Origin of the sequence: Solibacillus sp. FSL R5-0691 (assembly GCF_037974225.1) — a bacterium.
Classification (GTDB): Bacteria; Bacillota; Bacilli; order Bacillales_A; family Planococcaceae; genus Solibacillus.
Genome location: NZ_CP150231.1, coordinates 2,721,020 through 2,735,621, shown reverse-complemented (window position 1 = coordinate 2,735,621; position 14,602 = coordinate 2,721,020). Strand labels below are relative to the sequence as shown.

Sequence of the window (14,602 nt, the reverse complement as noted above, 5' to 3'; positions counted from 1 at the left end):
TGCCTAATACCATTTTTCCCAATAAAGAATCGTCTATGCAAAATTTCTCAAAAAAAACATAACTTATATGTTTACCCATCCCTCTTTTGTGGGAAACATATATGAGGATAATTCGTGATAAATTATTCGTTATTAAATATTGCCCTTCAAGCAGAAGATTGTGTAGGAGTTTTCCGGAGCAAACTATTAATCATTTAAATACTATATATAGTACATAGCTAATAAGACTTATAGACTGAAATGTTGACATAAAAGCCTCCGCATTTCTTTTACGTGTTGTTTTCTGTATAATTATGTAGAACGGGCAATGAATTAATGCTTTATCTAAAAAAATAGAGAGAAGTTGATGTAATGACCATTCTTGTTGTAGACGATAACCAAGTTAACCTCTTCGTTATTGAAAAAATTTTAAAAAGTGATGGTTATGAGAAGTTTGTTTCCGTACAATCTGCAAAAGAAATGTTTGACTACCTAGATCCATCCAATGCTCCTAAGTGCTATGACATTAATGTTATTTTATTGGATGTTATGATGCCAGAGATGGACGGAATTGAAGCTTGTCGTATTTTAAAACAAAATCCTCAATGGAAAGATATCCAGGTGATTTTCGTCACTGCACTTGAAGACAAGGTGAAGTTGTCGGAAGCTTTAGATGTTGGCGGCATTGATTACATAACAAAACCAATTAATCGAATAGAGTTATTAGCCCGTATCCGTGTCGGGAAAAGGCTGAAAAAAGAACTGGACTGGCATACAAATCAGGAAAAGATTATCCAAAGAGAGTTGGATCTGGCTGCACGTGTCCAACAAAGCCTTTTAAGCCCACCTGTTCATGAACCGAATATTTCGATTACCGCTTCTTATTTGCCATCGTCGAATCTGGCAGGCGATTTATATTATTGGGACAAGCTCGATGAAGACCGCTATGCTGTCATGTTATTGGATATGATGGGGCATGGTGTGTCCGCATCGCTTGTTTGCATGTATATTTCATCAGTTTTGCGTGAGGCGATTAAAAAGCTGACAGACCCTGAGCTTGTTATTGCAGAGTTGAATCGTTATATGAATTTACTGCAAAATGAAAAAGAAAATATATTGTATTATTTCACCGGTGTATATTTTATTATCGATACGAAGAAAAAGACAGTGGAATACGTCAATGCAGGCCATCCAAAAGGCTATGCTTTTGTTGATGGCGAAAAGACTGTGCCGATTACGCATACGAGCTATGCAGTAGGTTTTGTTGAAGATATTAAAATCGAAAAGGCGATTATTCCATATAATTCGTCTATTCAAATTGTTCTCTTTACAGATGGGGTATTGGAAGCGATGGGTCCGTGTGAGCTGGAGTCTGATAAAGAGCTATGCAAAATTGCGAGTAATCACTGGTCGACGGATATTCCACCGATCGACTATTTAGTGAAAGGCGAACAGCAGCATAATCAGCCGGATGATATGTGTGTTCTATTATTGCGTGCCAATAGTTAATAAACGGATTTAAATATAAGAACTCAATTTTTCTCTTGTAGAAAGATTGAGTTTTTTGCTGTTTCATCTCATCCAAAATAAAAAATGGCACATCCGTAATAGATGTACCATTTTTTTGCTTATTCAATGCTAAAATCTTTTTTGATAGATGCGTTCCGTTGAATTAACGGTGCGGTATTTGGATACGAGCGGAGTAAACTGCAATGTTTCTTTATCGCCTAATCCCAGATATCCGCTTCTTGTTAAGCTATCGTAAAAGAGATGATGCACTTCATGCTGCAGCTCAGGTGTAAAATAAATGAGCACATTACGGCAGATGATCACATCAAATTCCTGAAACGATTTATCTGTAGCCAGATTGTGCTGGGCAAACATGATATTTTCCCTTAAGCAAGGATGGAAAGAAGCAAAACTGTCATCCGTTTTATAGTATTGGGAAAAGCTTTCTGTCCCGCCAGCTAAAATATAATTCTTCGTATAGGCTTGCATTTTATGAAGAGGGAAGGCCCCATGCTCTGCCTTTTTCAGCACATCTTCGTTCATATCGGTCGCATACATCATCGTACGATCCAGCAGACCTTCTTCATGCAGCATGATGGCCATTGAATAAACTTCTTCGCCTGTTGCACAGCCTGCATGCCATATCCGAATTTTATCGAGCTGTTTCAGTTGTGGAATAATCTCTTCCCGGAACGCCCTGAAAAACGAGGGGTCCCGGAACATTTCAGTTACATTAATCGAAAAATCATTAAGCAGCACTTTCAATAACTCTTTATCATAAATAATCGCTTCGGTTAATTGAGAGATTGAAGAAAAATTGTTAAGCCGCATGCGATGTTCAATGCGTCGTAATATTGATTGTTGATTATACTTTCGGAAATCATATCCAGATAATGAGTAAATCGCTTCTAATAACAAGCGTATCTCTAACTTCTTTCTATACATTTCGTAAACGTTCCCCACTTGTGAGCCATACCGTTAGTACGGAGAAGAGTTGTTCCAAGTTTAGAGGCTTGCTTATATAATCGGAAGCCCCTGCTTCAAATGCGCGATCTTGGTCTTGTTTCATCGCTTTTGCTGTTAATGCAATAATCGGCAGCTCATGTAATTGTAAATCTTTACGGATACGCTCCATTGCTTCGTAACCGTCCATTTCAGGCATCATAATATCCATCAGAACAGCATCCACGCGTGTCGCCGTCTGTAAAATGTTCAGACATTCCACACCGTTAGAAGCTTCTATAATGTGAACACCTTTATGCTCCAATGCTTGACGAAGCGCATAAATATTACGGTAATCATCATCAACAATCAAAATATGCTTATCTTCAAATATTGATTTAGGTTCCCCCATTGGAAGCGCAGGAGTCTCTTCTGTATAAACCGCTTCCTGTTCAGCAATGCTCGAATGTACAGCATTCCCTTCAGGTAAGCTTGGCAAGTAAACTGTAAACGTACTGCCTTTACCTTCAGTACTTGATAATGTAATCCAGCCACCAAGAAGTTTTGTAACTTCACGGCAAATCGATAGACCTAAGCCTGTTCCGCCATATTTGCGAACAGTTGCGCCGTCCGCTTGCTGGAACGATTCAAAGACAAGGCTTTGTTTGTTTTTCGGAATACCGATACCTGTATCTGTCACACTAACTGCAATCCATGTGTCGCTAAGGTGTCTCATGTCAGGTGTTAGACGTGCTTTATCCACCTTCACCGTTACCGAACCTTCCTCAGTAAACTTCAGTGCATTGGAAAGCAGATTATTTAATACTTGATGGAATCGTTTTACATCCGTATGGAAAATTTCAGCAAGATCGTTTGCAACTTCCACAGATAATTCCAGGCCTTTTTGGTTCGCTACAGGCTGGAATAAACTTTGAATATGCTGTGGAATTTCATATACATCCATCTCTCTGAACCATAAATCCATTTTTCCGGCTTCAACTTTTGATAGATCCAGAATGTCATTAATCAGGTTCAGCAAATCTTCACCTGAATCATGGATTACTTTTGCATATTCCAATTCATCTTCAGATAAATGATGTTCATGGTTTTCCGCCAGCATTTCAGACAAGATTAAAATACTGTTCAGCGGTGTACGCAATTCATGGGACATATTCGCAAGGAACTCGGATTTGTAATTTGAGCTTTGACGCAGCTGTTCTGCACTCTGTCTTAACTCAACCTGTACTTTTTCCAGTTCATGCGTTTTCTGTTCCGCATCACGTGTACGTTCTTCTAAACGTTCATTAATCGTAGTCAATTCTTCAGTTTGCATTTTTAGTTCTTCAGATTGTGTTTGAAGCTCTTCTGACTGAACTTGTAATTCTTCTGTCATTGCCTGTGATTCATTTAATAGGCGAACAACTTCCATACGACCAATAATACTGTTGATCGTTACACCTAAATGTACAACAACTTCTTTAATAAGATCACGATGTTGTTGGCTATAAGGCTTAAGTGAAGCTAATTCAAAAACAGCGACAACTTCTTTTCCGAAAAGTACAGGAACGATAATACCGTTCGAAATCGGAATATTTCCAAGTGATGTTTCCAGGTAGTGGAAGCTGTTATCTTTGTTGTCATAGCTTAATACGCGTTTTTCTTTTACACTCTGACCGATGAAGCCTTGTCCAACTTCAAAGCTGTCACGACCTACATCATCGCCAGTTTCCGCGAAGGCAGAAATTTTATTGAACTTGTTACGGTTGCGAATATCCTGAATGAAAAATGCACCGTATACCGAATGTGTACGAGTCGTCAACGATTTCAGTAATACGTCGCCCAATTCATCAAGTGTATCGACACCTTGGTAGGCTGTTACAACTTCGGCCAAGTTCGTTTGGTACCACTGACGGTTTTCCATTGTCGTAAGGAGCGAATTCGTCGCCATAACCAGATCTCTTACTTCATCGTTCGTTTTGACTGTAATACGTTTCCGTACTCGACCGTCAGATGCATTCATATCCTGAATGGCTTCCGTTACTTCGTTGATCGACCCGGCAATATTACGTGAAATAATTGTGAAAATAACGATCGTTACTGTCGCAATTAGCGTTAAAATTGCAAAAAGACTATAAGTTAATGCCGTGTTTTGATCATTAAGCTCTGTAACTTTTGCTTGAATCGCTTCTGTTTCAAACGTACGGAAAGCGGTGAAATCCTGCTGCAATTCACTAATGGTCATGCTGCTTTGTGTACCGTTGAACATGGAAAGGATTTCTTCATTATCATTAGCAACTATTGCGTTCATTAGAGGTTGTCCGATATTTTGAATCCAATCTTCGATACTGCTATGAACTACTTCCAGCTGTTGCTGACCGCTTGAAAAGCTATTAACAATGGTGTTTAACTCATCATAGGATGCTTTCCATGTTGCGATTTCTTCATTATATTTATTTAAATGCGTTTCATCGTCTGTTATTAAATAGCGATGTAAGGAGGATTCCATATTAAGAATTTGGCGTTCCAGATTATTTGACATCATACGCATTTGAGAATCATATTTAATGATTCCGTTTCGTTCTTTTTGTAAACTTGTTATTTGGTTATTTAAGACAAGCGCCGCAACGATTAAACATACTATTAAAATAATATATCCACTCGTAATTTTGAAGCCAATGCCCAATTTACGTTTAATCTTCATTATGTTCCTACCCTGCCTTTATATAAAATTACTATCAACTAAGTATACTATAACTTAGTAGAGTGTACGAATATGATGATTTAAAAAGCAGAAAGAATTTTAATGTTAAATCGTTAATCAAATCAATTCGTATCAATTTTCCCGTAAACTCCACCGCCACCCCCGGTTATGGCAATTTTTCCTTTTCTCGATAAGTCGATCAGCACTGCGAGTTTTTCGGGAATGACGTTTTTCAATTCTTCCAATGAAGCCTCATGCAAAATATTCATCTCGGTTCCAAACGCATCCAGCATCTTATCGATTGTTTTCGATCCGATACCCGGAATGAAGTCGAGCGGAACTTGATGAATATACGGAGGTCTGCTAATTTTAAGCTGCGGGTTATCCGTTAATTCTACAATTCTTTTTGCAACGCCTTTGATCAGCTGTTCCTTTCCGCAATGAGGGCAGCGGCTATGACCATCTTCTGTTAATTGTTCACCGCAGTTGGCACATACCGTCTCATGATATTTGCCGAGAAGGGGATTAAGTCCGTAATTAGCGATAATTTCTCTGCCCTCAATTTGGTGGAGTGCTTTTCTCAGCTCTTCAAAATTTGCATCCTTTACCCGGATTTTCTGATATTCACGGGCAAGTTTTCCTAAAGAATGCGCATCCGAATTTGTCACAAAGCTATACGGGGCCAATTCACTAATCCCCTTGACCATCATTGTATCCGAACTTAAACCAAGTTCGATTCCATCAATCAGATTCGGATCAAATACTTCCGTTAAGCTGCTTTTAACACCTTTCCCAAAAAGACTTTTAAACGGGGTAAATACATGGGCCGGGATAAACAGCCCGCCAAGTTCACGGACCTTTTCCTGCAGTGTCCGGCCATCAAGACGTGTCCGCTGTGTGCTCAAATGAATGTTCTTCTGATGAAGCTGGAGCCAGCCGGAAAACTCCTTCATCTTCGTAAGTGTTGGGATATAGCAAAGAACGTGGATCGGTCCATGACAATTCACATCATAAATCTCGATTTCCGTTCCTAAAATGAGCGTCGTCTTTTTATAACGAATGCCGCCTTCAGGTATTTCTGTCGCTTTTTGTTCTTGAAGAAGCTGTTCAACTTCTTCGATGACTTCCGGTGAATGACAATCGATAATGCCGATTAAATCCAATCCTTTTCTAGATGTAGCGGTTTCCAATATATTTGTCAGCGTCAAGTTTTTACTTCCCGTTATTTTTACTGCCCGCCCTTTATAAGTACGCCCGATATGTATATGTAAATCCGCATAAATTTCCTTCCACAAAGTACACACATCCTTAAAAGATTCGTTTAATCAAATATACCCGAAATTCGAAGTTTATTTACAGGGGAGGGGGAGTTTATTTACAGGAAATTATTTTAAGGGGGGTTCATCCGAAATAAATCATTAGCGGGTACAATAAAAAATCCTGCTGACAGGGGAAATTCCAATCGGCAGGAAAGTCTCAAAATAATTTAGTTAAATAATGGATTTTATCGCTTGCCATTTTTCCATTACGACAGCTTCCTCAAATGTACTGATGATTCGATAGTTTTCATCGTCCAAAATGCGGTAATGCTTACTTAACAGATTTTGCTGAAGACGGTGATTTTTATATTCATCAATGTTCTTCCACCATATATAACCACCCAACGTTTTTTCACGTGGGGTAATGATGACATTATGCGCTGTAAGTTCAATGACTTCCATCGGATCGCCGCCAATGCGGTTTTGCAATGTTTCACTGTGACGGAACAGGGCACAGATCGCAATCGTCGTTGTCCAGTTAGCATACGTGCGTTCTTTTTCAATCTGTACGAGTGTCTTTTTAGAAATGCCCAAAATTTCGGCCATTTTATCTTGCGTATAATTATTTTCAGTACGGATAAGTTTCAAACTTTCCGAAGTTATTTGTATGATAAAATCTCGATCCATCGAATCACCTCGTGTAATAATACACTAAATATAACATAATGCCATTTTTATTTCGACGGGTTGAAATAAAAAATAGCCTGAGCACAATCGCCCAGGCTATTTAAACTAACAATTCTATTCGTCTTTTCCTTTTCCGAGAAGCTTGTTTGAAATGACAAGTCCGATTGCCCCGATAATGATGAATGAAATCGAACGAATCAGAATGTCGAGCTCGGATAAATCGAAGAAAATCATTTTAATAATTCCGAAGAACAGTAAGCCAATACCGACCATTTTCAAATTCGAATAGCTGCGTTTTGCTGCAAGGAACAGCGAGAAGCAGGCGATGATGAAAATGAATACCGTATTTAGAATGACCGCTGAGCTCCAATTGATGAGATCATGGAAATTCATGAAATTCGTAATACTGAAGATCCATATAATCGAAATAATCATACTGGCAATCGTCAATTTCTCTGTATTTTGGCTGAAAAACGTTTTGTAGTTTTTATAAATCCATCCTTGTTCCCAAGCATCTGCAACAATTGCCCACAGAATCGCAAAGTAAAGAATGCGGACAATAATTGCGACAAGAACTGCCTGGTCGTCAACCCATACAGTGGAAAGTAAAACAAGTCCCGCAAATCCGTAAACCCCAGTAGCAAGCCAAGGCAGAAATTTGCCGACAATACCACGTTTAATAACTAAAACTGCGGCAAAAGCAAACGCGATGACACTAAATGCTAAAAACGTTGTATAATGCTGCGGCATATACGCCCAGTCCAGTTTCCAAACATACAGCAGGGCAACTAAATATAATAGGCACGGATAAATGTCTTCCAATTTGAAAAGTCTCTTTTTCTCTTCAACCGGTGCAGCTTTATACTGAAGCAGCACTTTATAAAGAACGACAAGCATCGCAATAACAAGAACAATGTTCAAATGTTTTAACGAGGAGAATGGCTCTACTTCATAAAACATTAAAACGAAAAAGGCGAGTACAGAAAACGTAATGCCCTTAACCCATTTCATGAATAAAATCGCATGCTTCACCGCAACGACCATTCCGCCAAATGCCACAACAATCATCAGAAGCAATGACATTTCACTTGAAATATTGAGTTGGGTAATGATATTCAGCAGTACAATAGCCGACAATGTGCCGAACATATCGATCATCAGTCGGTCCGCACGCTTGAAAACGATATATAAAGCGCCGGCTACAATCGCAAAGAACAAAACAAGAGCGATGAGTAACGGAGTCTCTTCTTGAGAAAGAATACCGTTTATTAATGACAAGATGATGACTGTAAAGGTGAATAGTAAACTAGCATGCAATTTACTATTACTAGAATATAACCTTAAGAAACTTAAGAGGAACAGACTGAAAACTGCTATAATCGCAAATGCAAAAAAGACGAGTCGTTCATCATGAAATATTGAAACAACCGCCAGTGCTAAAACTGAAAAAGCGGTCCCGATATAAAGTGCTCTACGCTGTGTATGCTTTAAAATAACGACTTGCACAACGGCGAACAGCAACACGACGAAAATGCCGATAATAACTCCGCTAAACTGCATGTATTCCAGTAAATACGGCAGTAATAGTGACGTAAACACAACGAGTGCCGTCAATGCTTCATTTCCTTTAACATAGCTGATGAAAACTCCGTAAACAATGTAGATCAGTGCAAAAACGAGTGCGACATATAAACTGAGCACGTCATATAATATTGCTCCCGCAGCCGTTGTTAAAATCCCGACAATGAAGGCACCGCCGTATAGCGATAACGCAACAACCCGCGATCCTTTTTTCTTTTTCTCCATATAATAGGCACATGCGCCAAGACCGATCGATAATACAAAGCCGGCAATAATTTTGATGCTGTCTGATAAAAATCCGTAATCACTCACGAGTTTCAAGCCCCAAAGGACACCGAGCACTAAAATGACGGTAAAGATGCGCGGCAATGCACGAGTAAACAGTTCTTCCAGTGACCGCTTTTCCTTTTTGGGAATCGGGTCTTCTTTCGGAACAGCAACGGTATCTGGTACGGGTAGTTTTTTCCGGTCAAATGGTTTTACTGGTTCTTTTTTGACAGGTGCAACTTCAACTTGTTCAATTTTCACATGCTGCTTTAACTGCTGTACTTCTGTTTTCAAGGAGCGTACTTCCTGTTCCAAAGCCGCGATCCGTTCCAGCATTTCTGTATCTCTTTCCACACAATCACCTCTTTCAATAAAAGTAATGATACTCTATTAGTGTAATTTTACACTTTTATATTGTGGAAGTAAATTGTTTTCGGAAAATTCATGCACTATAAAGCTATTCTATCAATAATGAACGGGGAATCTAATACAACGACGATTTATGAGATTGGCATGCATATTATTTATCATTTGAAACTATAATTAAGTAATATAGAAATAAATAAAGAAAATTAGTAGGGGGTAATATGAGTAATTTAATTATTTTTTCCATCATTTTTCTAATCGTCCTAGTAATTTTTATAAAGCTGTTACGTTCCTTTACCGCACAATTATATATTCGCAGTAGAATACGAAAAGGAATCAGGCAGCATATTAAACAAATAAAACTGGCAAAAGGAAATAAGCAACAGCTTTTTGACGTATATAAAAGCGTTTTTAATAACGCAACGGCCAAACCGAATCGATTGTTTGCCTCGAGAGACCGAGATCAATTCGAACTGAAAGCAAATACAGAGTTGAATCGGATGACGAGAAATCCTTTTACAAAACTGTATGCAAGTGCCTTAACGTATTCGAAAGGGATGTTTACCTGCCTCTTTCTCCTCGCGACAATTCTTTCAGGCGGAATTTTGAAAGACGAAGTAAAAGCCTCTTCATTGACATTGCCGACAGTTGACGAAAACATTCAACTGAAACTGAATGTTAACTTGGAAGATAAAATCGATCAGATTGTGACAAGCTTTATGCAAGGTGAAAATAAACTGCAAAGCTTTAACTTTCAGGATTTGGCGAATAAGAAAGTCGTTCCGGTTTATGATGTAAAAGATTTACCGCAGGCAGTAACAAATGTAGAGCAGTTAGGCCAGGCAATCGCCCATCATATGTCACAGTTTGAACATCAGTTTACGGTGTACTATGAGGGGGATGTCTCCGATTTTGAAACGACAATCGATGAAGTATTTGCATGGCTGGAAAAAAATGAACCGTATTTATGGGCGGTCATGGGCGAGTTCTCAACACGTGCCAAATACTATGGCAATAAAGTGGAATGGAATGCAACGGTCAACTATGATTTGACTGCAGAGGAAAATGCCATTGTTCTCGGGAAAATCGATCAAATTATCAATACCATTCCGGACAATGCAACGGAATCGGAGAAAGTGAAATTTGTGAATGATTATTTAGTCGTGCACACAGCGTACAATGTGAACAGTAAAGCAAATCCGCATACCCCGTATTCTGTATTAATGAATGGCGAAGGTGTCTGTGAAGGATATGCATTGGCGGCTTTATTAATGTTTGAAGCACTCGATATCGAGGCGAAATATGTTGTCGGAAATGCAGGGGGACCACATGCCTGGAATTTGGTGAAAGTGGATGGACAGTGGTATCACCTTGATATTACATGGAATGACCCGGTTCCGGATCAGGGAGATCGAGTCCATTACCAGTATTTCCTTATAAGCGATGAGAAACTTTCAAAAGACCATGAATGGATTAAATCGGATTATCCGAAAACTGCTGTAAATGATTACCTGTAAAAAATAATATTGACAAAGAAATGTATTAACCACATAATACACTTATTAGGTGTATGAAGTGCTTAATACATTTTTTTATGCATACTGTATTAAGAGGTTAGTACAGAGTACAGTTCGTAGCGGTATTTTTTTGCGGATAGTGTACTAAGGGAGTAATACACGAAAGGAGCTGAATAAGGTGGATGTGAAATTCAATAACCGGGATCCTGTGTATGTGCAGGTTATCCGTCATTTTAAAGAGCAAATTGCAAAAGGTTCGTTTGCGCCAGGCCACGTCATACCATCAAGACGGGAGTTGGCCAATCAGCTCAAAATCAACCCGAATACAGTGCAGCGCGCCTATAAGGAAATGGAGGAGCAGAAATTGATTTATACAGAAGGTAATATGCCAAGTTGCATTACGAAAGATGAAACGGTACTAAAAAGTGTTCGTGAAGAATTAATCAGTGAAGCGGTGCAAGTATTTATCAGTTCCATAAAATCAATCAATGCGCCACTTCCCGAAATAATGGAGCTCGTACAGAAACAGTATGAGGAGGCGGAGCAGCGTGATTGAAGTAAAAAATGTCTCTAAAAAATATAAAAGAAAGCAAGTATTGAAAGATATGAGCTTTACTGCAGAAAAAGGGCAAATTACATGCCTGATCGGAATTAACGGTGCAGGAAAAACGACCATTATGAAATCAATTATGGCGCTCACGCCGATTGACCGTGGCGAAATATTAATCGATGGCAAAAAAATCAGCAAAGACGCATACGAAAAAATTACGTATATTCCAGATCGTCTGACAATGTCACCAAACTATACAATTGCACAAAGCTTCGAATTTATGGCCGATTTTTATAAAGTGTGGAATGAACAGCGGGCAACAGAACTTCTCGCATTCTTTCAACTGGATCCGAACGATAAAATTTCAAGCCTGTCAAAAGGAAACACGGCAAAAGTCAATTTACTGCTTGGTTTGGCATTGGATGTGGACTACATCCTGATGGATGAGCCATTTTCAGGAATCGATATCTTTTCAAGAGAACAGATTGCCAATGTCTTTACGAGTCATTTAATCGAAAATCGCGGCGTCATTATTACAACACATGAAATCAATGATATCGAACATTTAATCGACAAGGCAGTGCTCATTGGGGACGGCCGTGTATTAAGAGAAATGAATGTGGAAGAGATGCGGGAAACAGAAGGCAAATCCGTAGTAGATGTAATGCGGGAGGTGTATGTCGGGTGAATCACTATATAAAACTCGTCAATTTTGAAGTGAAACGATTTAGTAAACTTTATCTATCTTTAATCATTGCGGTAGTAGCAGCCCAAATTATCGGGGCTATTATAACGTCTTTACATTATGTAAGCGAAGCGGAGAAAACAATGGGGCGTGAGCAATTGACAGTAAGCGACTATATACAAAACTATAGCGCATATTCTCTACAGAACTTTTTGTATTCGGAATACTTCATTTTGTCCATTGCATTTGCAGCAGCTGTACTTATGATGTATGTATTTTTTATTTGGTATCGTGACTGGTTAGGAAAATCATCGGTTATTTATCGTTTGCTTATGCTCCCTACAGCACGCAGAAATGTGTATTTTGCCAAACTGACAACGATATTACTTTTCGTTTTCGGTTTACTGGGGATGCAAATCATCTTACTTGAAGTTTTGAAACAAGTCATTCAATTGATTGTCCCGGAACAACTGTACTTTGATCCAAGTGTTATTTATATTTATTCTGCCGAAGCACTGCAAATTTTGTACCCGAATTCACCGTTACAATTTATATTTTATTACGGAATAGGGACAGCGCTTGTAGCAATCTTTTTTACTGCCGTTTTATTAGAACGTAGCTACCAACTTAAAGGAATTTTCTTTGCATTAATTTATATCGTTATTTCAGTAATTGTTATTATTATCCCGGTCTTTATTCAAATAATTACTGATTACTTTTATTTGAATGAAATTGTTTTAATGACAATTGGTAGCAGTATGATAGTAATCGCATTGGCTGTTTATTTTGCAGACCGTTTATTAAACCGAAAAATTAATGTGTAGAGGAGGGGAAATACATGAAAAAATATTGGCAATTTCTATTAATTGCGGGGGTTACTGTAATAACGTTAAGCGTGCACTATATACAAGTGGTAAATGCGAAAAATAACGATTTTAAATTTACATTTAACAATATCTCTGGTGACGACAGTTATTTAGATTCGCTTGTCATCGAAGCAAATGTTGAGTATGGGGGAGGTTATAGTTCAGCTCTTATTAGTAAAGAAGAAACGATTTTAAAAGATTCTTCTGATTTTAGTAAAAGACCGCTAGTATTTCAGAACCTTATTGACGAACATAAAAACTTTATGCGCGGAAAAGCACTTCTTGCAAATAATTATTTTGAAGACGACACGAAGCTAGTATATGTAAAAGACCCGGAAGAAGCTTGGAAAGTAAAAGATGGGGAAACATATAGTTATAAGATTGATATATTGGATAAAGCAAAGGATACGAAGAGTTCTTTTGAAATCCAATCCCAATTGAAAAGTAGATTGAATTGGGTCTATTTTAGCAATATAACTGTAGTAGACAATGAATTGAAACTTCTTGTAAAACAATTAGATCAATATGGAAACGAACAATTGTATCTTGTCATTATAGATCTTAAAAAACAGCAGTTGCTGAGCGAAAGCTTGATTGACGAAGTGGGAAATGATGAAAACACAAGTACCAGTATACAATCATATAATACGGAATTTAATTTAGGCCATGAAAAATATTATATTTATTCAGTGGATTCTTATGGTTTAAATAGCCCGGAATATAATTTGCTTTCACGTCAGTTCCACGCTATGAATACAGAAACGAATGAAGTGACAGCTATTCAGCTACCGGAAGGCTTAGACCAAAAAATGCAGTCCGTTGCAGTAGAGGATAATTATTTAGTTATTGCATACTCCACAAATACAGAAAAGGTTATTTACCGCTACAATATCGGACAGCAGCGATGGCTTGATCCAGTGATGTTACCACAACCGATGAACTTGAATAACGAACAGAACAGTATGTCTGCACAAAATGGGAAATTATATGTGATGAATGGAATGGATTCCGATTATATGCTCCAAATTTTCGATATAGAAAAAGGGATATTACTATATGAAGGAAAACTTTCAAATGATAATGCGAAACGAAATTACTATATTTGGGCAAGTAATTTTTATGATCTATCAAAATAAAAGAAACTCATTGAATTTGGCTACCAACAGATTTTAGAGTTATATAGTAGAAAGACGCTTAATCGAGGCATGTGCGGAAATTCTCCGGCAACCCAAAATTAAGCGTCTTTTTCGTGTTACAGCTTATAAGGCAGTTTCTCTTCCATAAACTTTTGGAAAGCACGAACAGCAGGGGAAGAGTTTTTCTTTTTACTCGTATGGAGGCCGAGATTCCAAGGAAGTTTCGGATTTACAATTGGAATCGACTTAATCAATTGATGATCGACTTTCGTTTCCATTGGTTTCGGTACCAGCTCATTTTTTCATGGGTAGCACGCAACTGGTCAGATGTTTCTGAGTGGACTGCAGACACAGCATTAGCAGTATTACAAAAAGACTTAAAAGCAACTTACGAAGAAAGCATCAACAACAACTTAGAAATGCCATTTAACGCATTATCTTCAATTCAATTATTCCATTCAATGGGTAAAGAAAAGAAATAAGCTTGAATAAAACTCTTCCCGCTATCAATTATGGTAGCGGGTTTTTTAAATTTCTAATCGCCAATCTCCAACAAT

General features: G+C 38.2%; 12 protein-coding genes. 7 read left to right on the top strand and 5 right to left on the bottom strand.

Annotation, left to right across the window (positions count from 1 at the left end):
* The first annotated feature begins 351 nt into the window (after window positions 1–351).
* The gene (locus tag MKY51_RS13785) at window positions 352–1,488 is read left to right on the top strand and encodes a fused response regulator/phosphatase (RefSeq protein WP_339173013.1); all 1,137 of its coding nucleotides are present in this window, start codon (window positions 352–354) and stop codon (window positions 1,486–1,488) included.
* 129 nt (window positions 1,489–1,617) lie between these two features.
* Here MKY51_RS13785 and MKY51_RS13780 read toward each other — a convergent pair whose 3' ends face one another.
* The 5 genes from MKY51_RS13780 to MKY51_RS13760 all read right to left on the bottom strand — a co-directional run bounded on the left by MKY51_RS13780 (window position 1,618) and on the right by MKY51_RS13760 (window position 9,279).
* Entirely contained in the window at window positions 1,618–2,433 is an 816-nt protein-coding gene (locus MKY51_RS13780) for a protein-glutamate O-methyltransferase CheR (RefSeq protein WP_339173009.1), read from the bottom strand.
* The gene (locus MKY51_RS13775; protein WP_339173007.1) at window positions 2,426–5,131 is read right to left on the bottom strand and encodes an ATP-binding protein; all 2,706 of its coding nucleotides are present in this window, start codon (window positions 5,129–5,131) and stop codon (window positions 2,426–2,428) included. Before MKY51_RS13775 ends, MKY51_RS13780 begins: the two co-directional genes overlap by 8 nt.
* 122 nt (window positions 5,132–5,253) lie before the next feature.
* On the bottom strand, window positions 5,254–6,426 hold the full coding sequence (locus MKY51_RS13770) for an endonuclease Q family protein (RefSeq protein ID WP_339173004.1): 1,173 nt from the start codon (window positions 6,424–6,426) through the stop codon (window positions 5,254–5,256).
* A gap of 195 nt (window positions 6,427–6,621) precedes the next feature.
* Window positions 6,622–7,077, bottom strand: a complete 456-nt coding sequence (locus MKY51_RS13765) for a helix-turn-helix domain-containing protein (RefSeq protein ID WP_339173001.1) — start codon at window positions 7,075–7,077, stop codon at window positions 6,622–6,624.
* 114 nt (window positions 7,078–7,191) lie between these two features.
* Window positions 7,192–9,279 carry a DUF2339 domain-containing protein gene (locus MKY51_RS13760; RefSeq protein WP_339172999.1) on the bottom strand — a complete coding sequence of 696 codons (2,088 nt, stop codon included), beginning with the start codon at window positions 9,277–9,279 and terminating at the stop codon, window positions 7,192–7,194.
* A 233-nt stretch (window positions 9,280–9,512) separates the two neighbouring features.
* Here MKY51_RS13760 and MKY51_RS13755 point away from each other — a divergent pair, with 233 nt between their 5' ends.
* From MKY51_RS13755 to MKY51_RS13730, 6 genes are all read left to right on the top strand, one after another.
* Entirely contained in the window at window positions 9,513–10,808 is a 1,296-nt protein-coding gene (locus tag MKY51_RS13755) for a transglutaminase domain-containing protein (RefSeq protein WP_339172997.1), read from the top strand.
* A gap of 178 nt (window positions 10,809–10,986) precedes the next feature.
* A complete protein-coding gene (locus MKY51_RS13750) occupies window positions 10,987–11,364 on the top strand; it encodes a GntR family transcriptional regulator (RefSeq protein WP_339172995.1) in 378 nt (125 codons plus the stop codon).
* Window positions 11,357–12,046 (top strand): ABC transporter ATP-binding protein, encoded by a 690-nt coding sequence (locus tag MKY51_RS13745; RefSeq protein WP_339172992.1) that lies wholly within the window; start codon window positions 11,357–11,359, stop codon window positions 12,044–12,046. The genes MKY51_RS13750 and MKY51_RS13745 overlap by 8 nt, the downstream gene beginning before the upstream one ends.
* The gene (locus MKY51_RS13740) at window positions 12,043–12,867 is read left to right on the top strand and encodes a hypothetical protein (RefSeq protein ID WP_339172989.1); all 825 of its coding nucleotides are present in this window, start codon (window positions 12,043–12,045) and stop codon (window positions 12,865–12,867) included. Before MKY51_RS13745 ends, MKY51_RS13740 begins: the two co-directional genes overlap by 4 nt.
* Before the next feature lie 14 nt (window positions 12,868–12,881).
* Window positions 12,882–14,045 (top strand): hypothetical protein, encoded by a 1,164-nt coding sequence (locus MKY51_RS13735; RefSeq protein WP_339172986.1) that lies wholly within the window; start codon window positions 12,882–12,884, stop codon window positions 14,043–14,045.
* Between the two features lie 254 nt (window positions 14,046–14,299).
* Window positions 14,300–14,527 carry a hypothetical protein gene (locus MKY51_RS13730; protein WP_339172985.1) on the top strand — a complete coding sequence of 76 codons (228 nt, stop codon included), beginning with the start codon at window positions 14,300–14,302 and terminating at the stop codon, window positions 14,525–14,527.
* The last annotated feature ends 75 nt before the right edge of the window (window positions 14,528–14,602 follow it).

What these genes read in the sequence shown, in the direction of transcription:
- MKY51_RS13785 (WP_339173013.1), top strand. Translation starts at nt 352, where the DNA reads ATGACCATTCTTGTTGTAGACGATAACCAAGTTAACCTCTTCGTTATT.
- MKY51_RS13780 (WP_339173009.1), bottom strand. Translation starts at nt 2,433, where the DNA reads ATGTATAGAAAGAAGTTAGAGATACGCTTGTTATTAGAAGCGATTTAC.
- MKY51_RS13775 (WP_339173007.1), bottom strand. Translation starts at nt 5,131, where the DNA reads ATGAAGATTAAACGTAAATTGGGCATTGGCTTCAAAATTACGAGTGGA.
- MKY51_RS13765 (WP_339173001.1), bottom strand. Translation starts at nt 7,077, where the DNA reads ATGGATCGAGATTTTATCATACAAATAACTTCGGAAAGTTTGAAACTT.
- MKY51_RS13755 (WP_339172997.1), top strand. Translation starts at nt 9,513, where the DNA reads ATGAGTAATTTAATTATTTTTTCCATCATTTTTCTAATCGTCCTAGTA.
- MKY51_RS13735 (WP_339172986.1), top strand. Translation starts at nt 12,882, where the DNA reads ATGAAAAAATATTGGCAATTTCTATTAATTGCGGGGGTTACTGTAATA.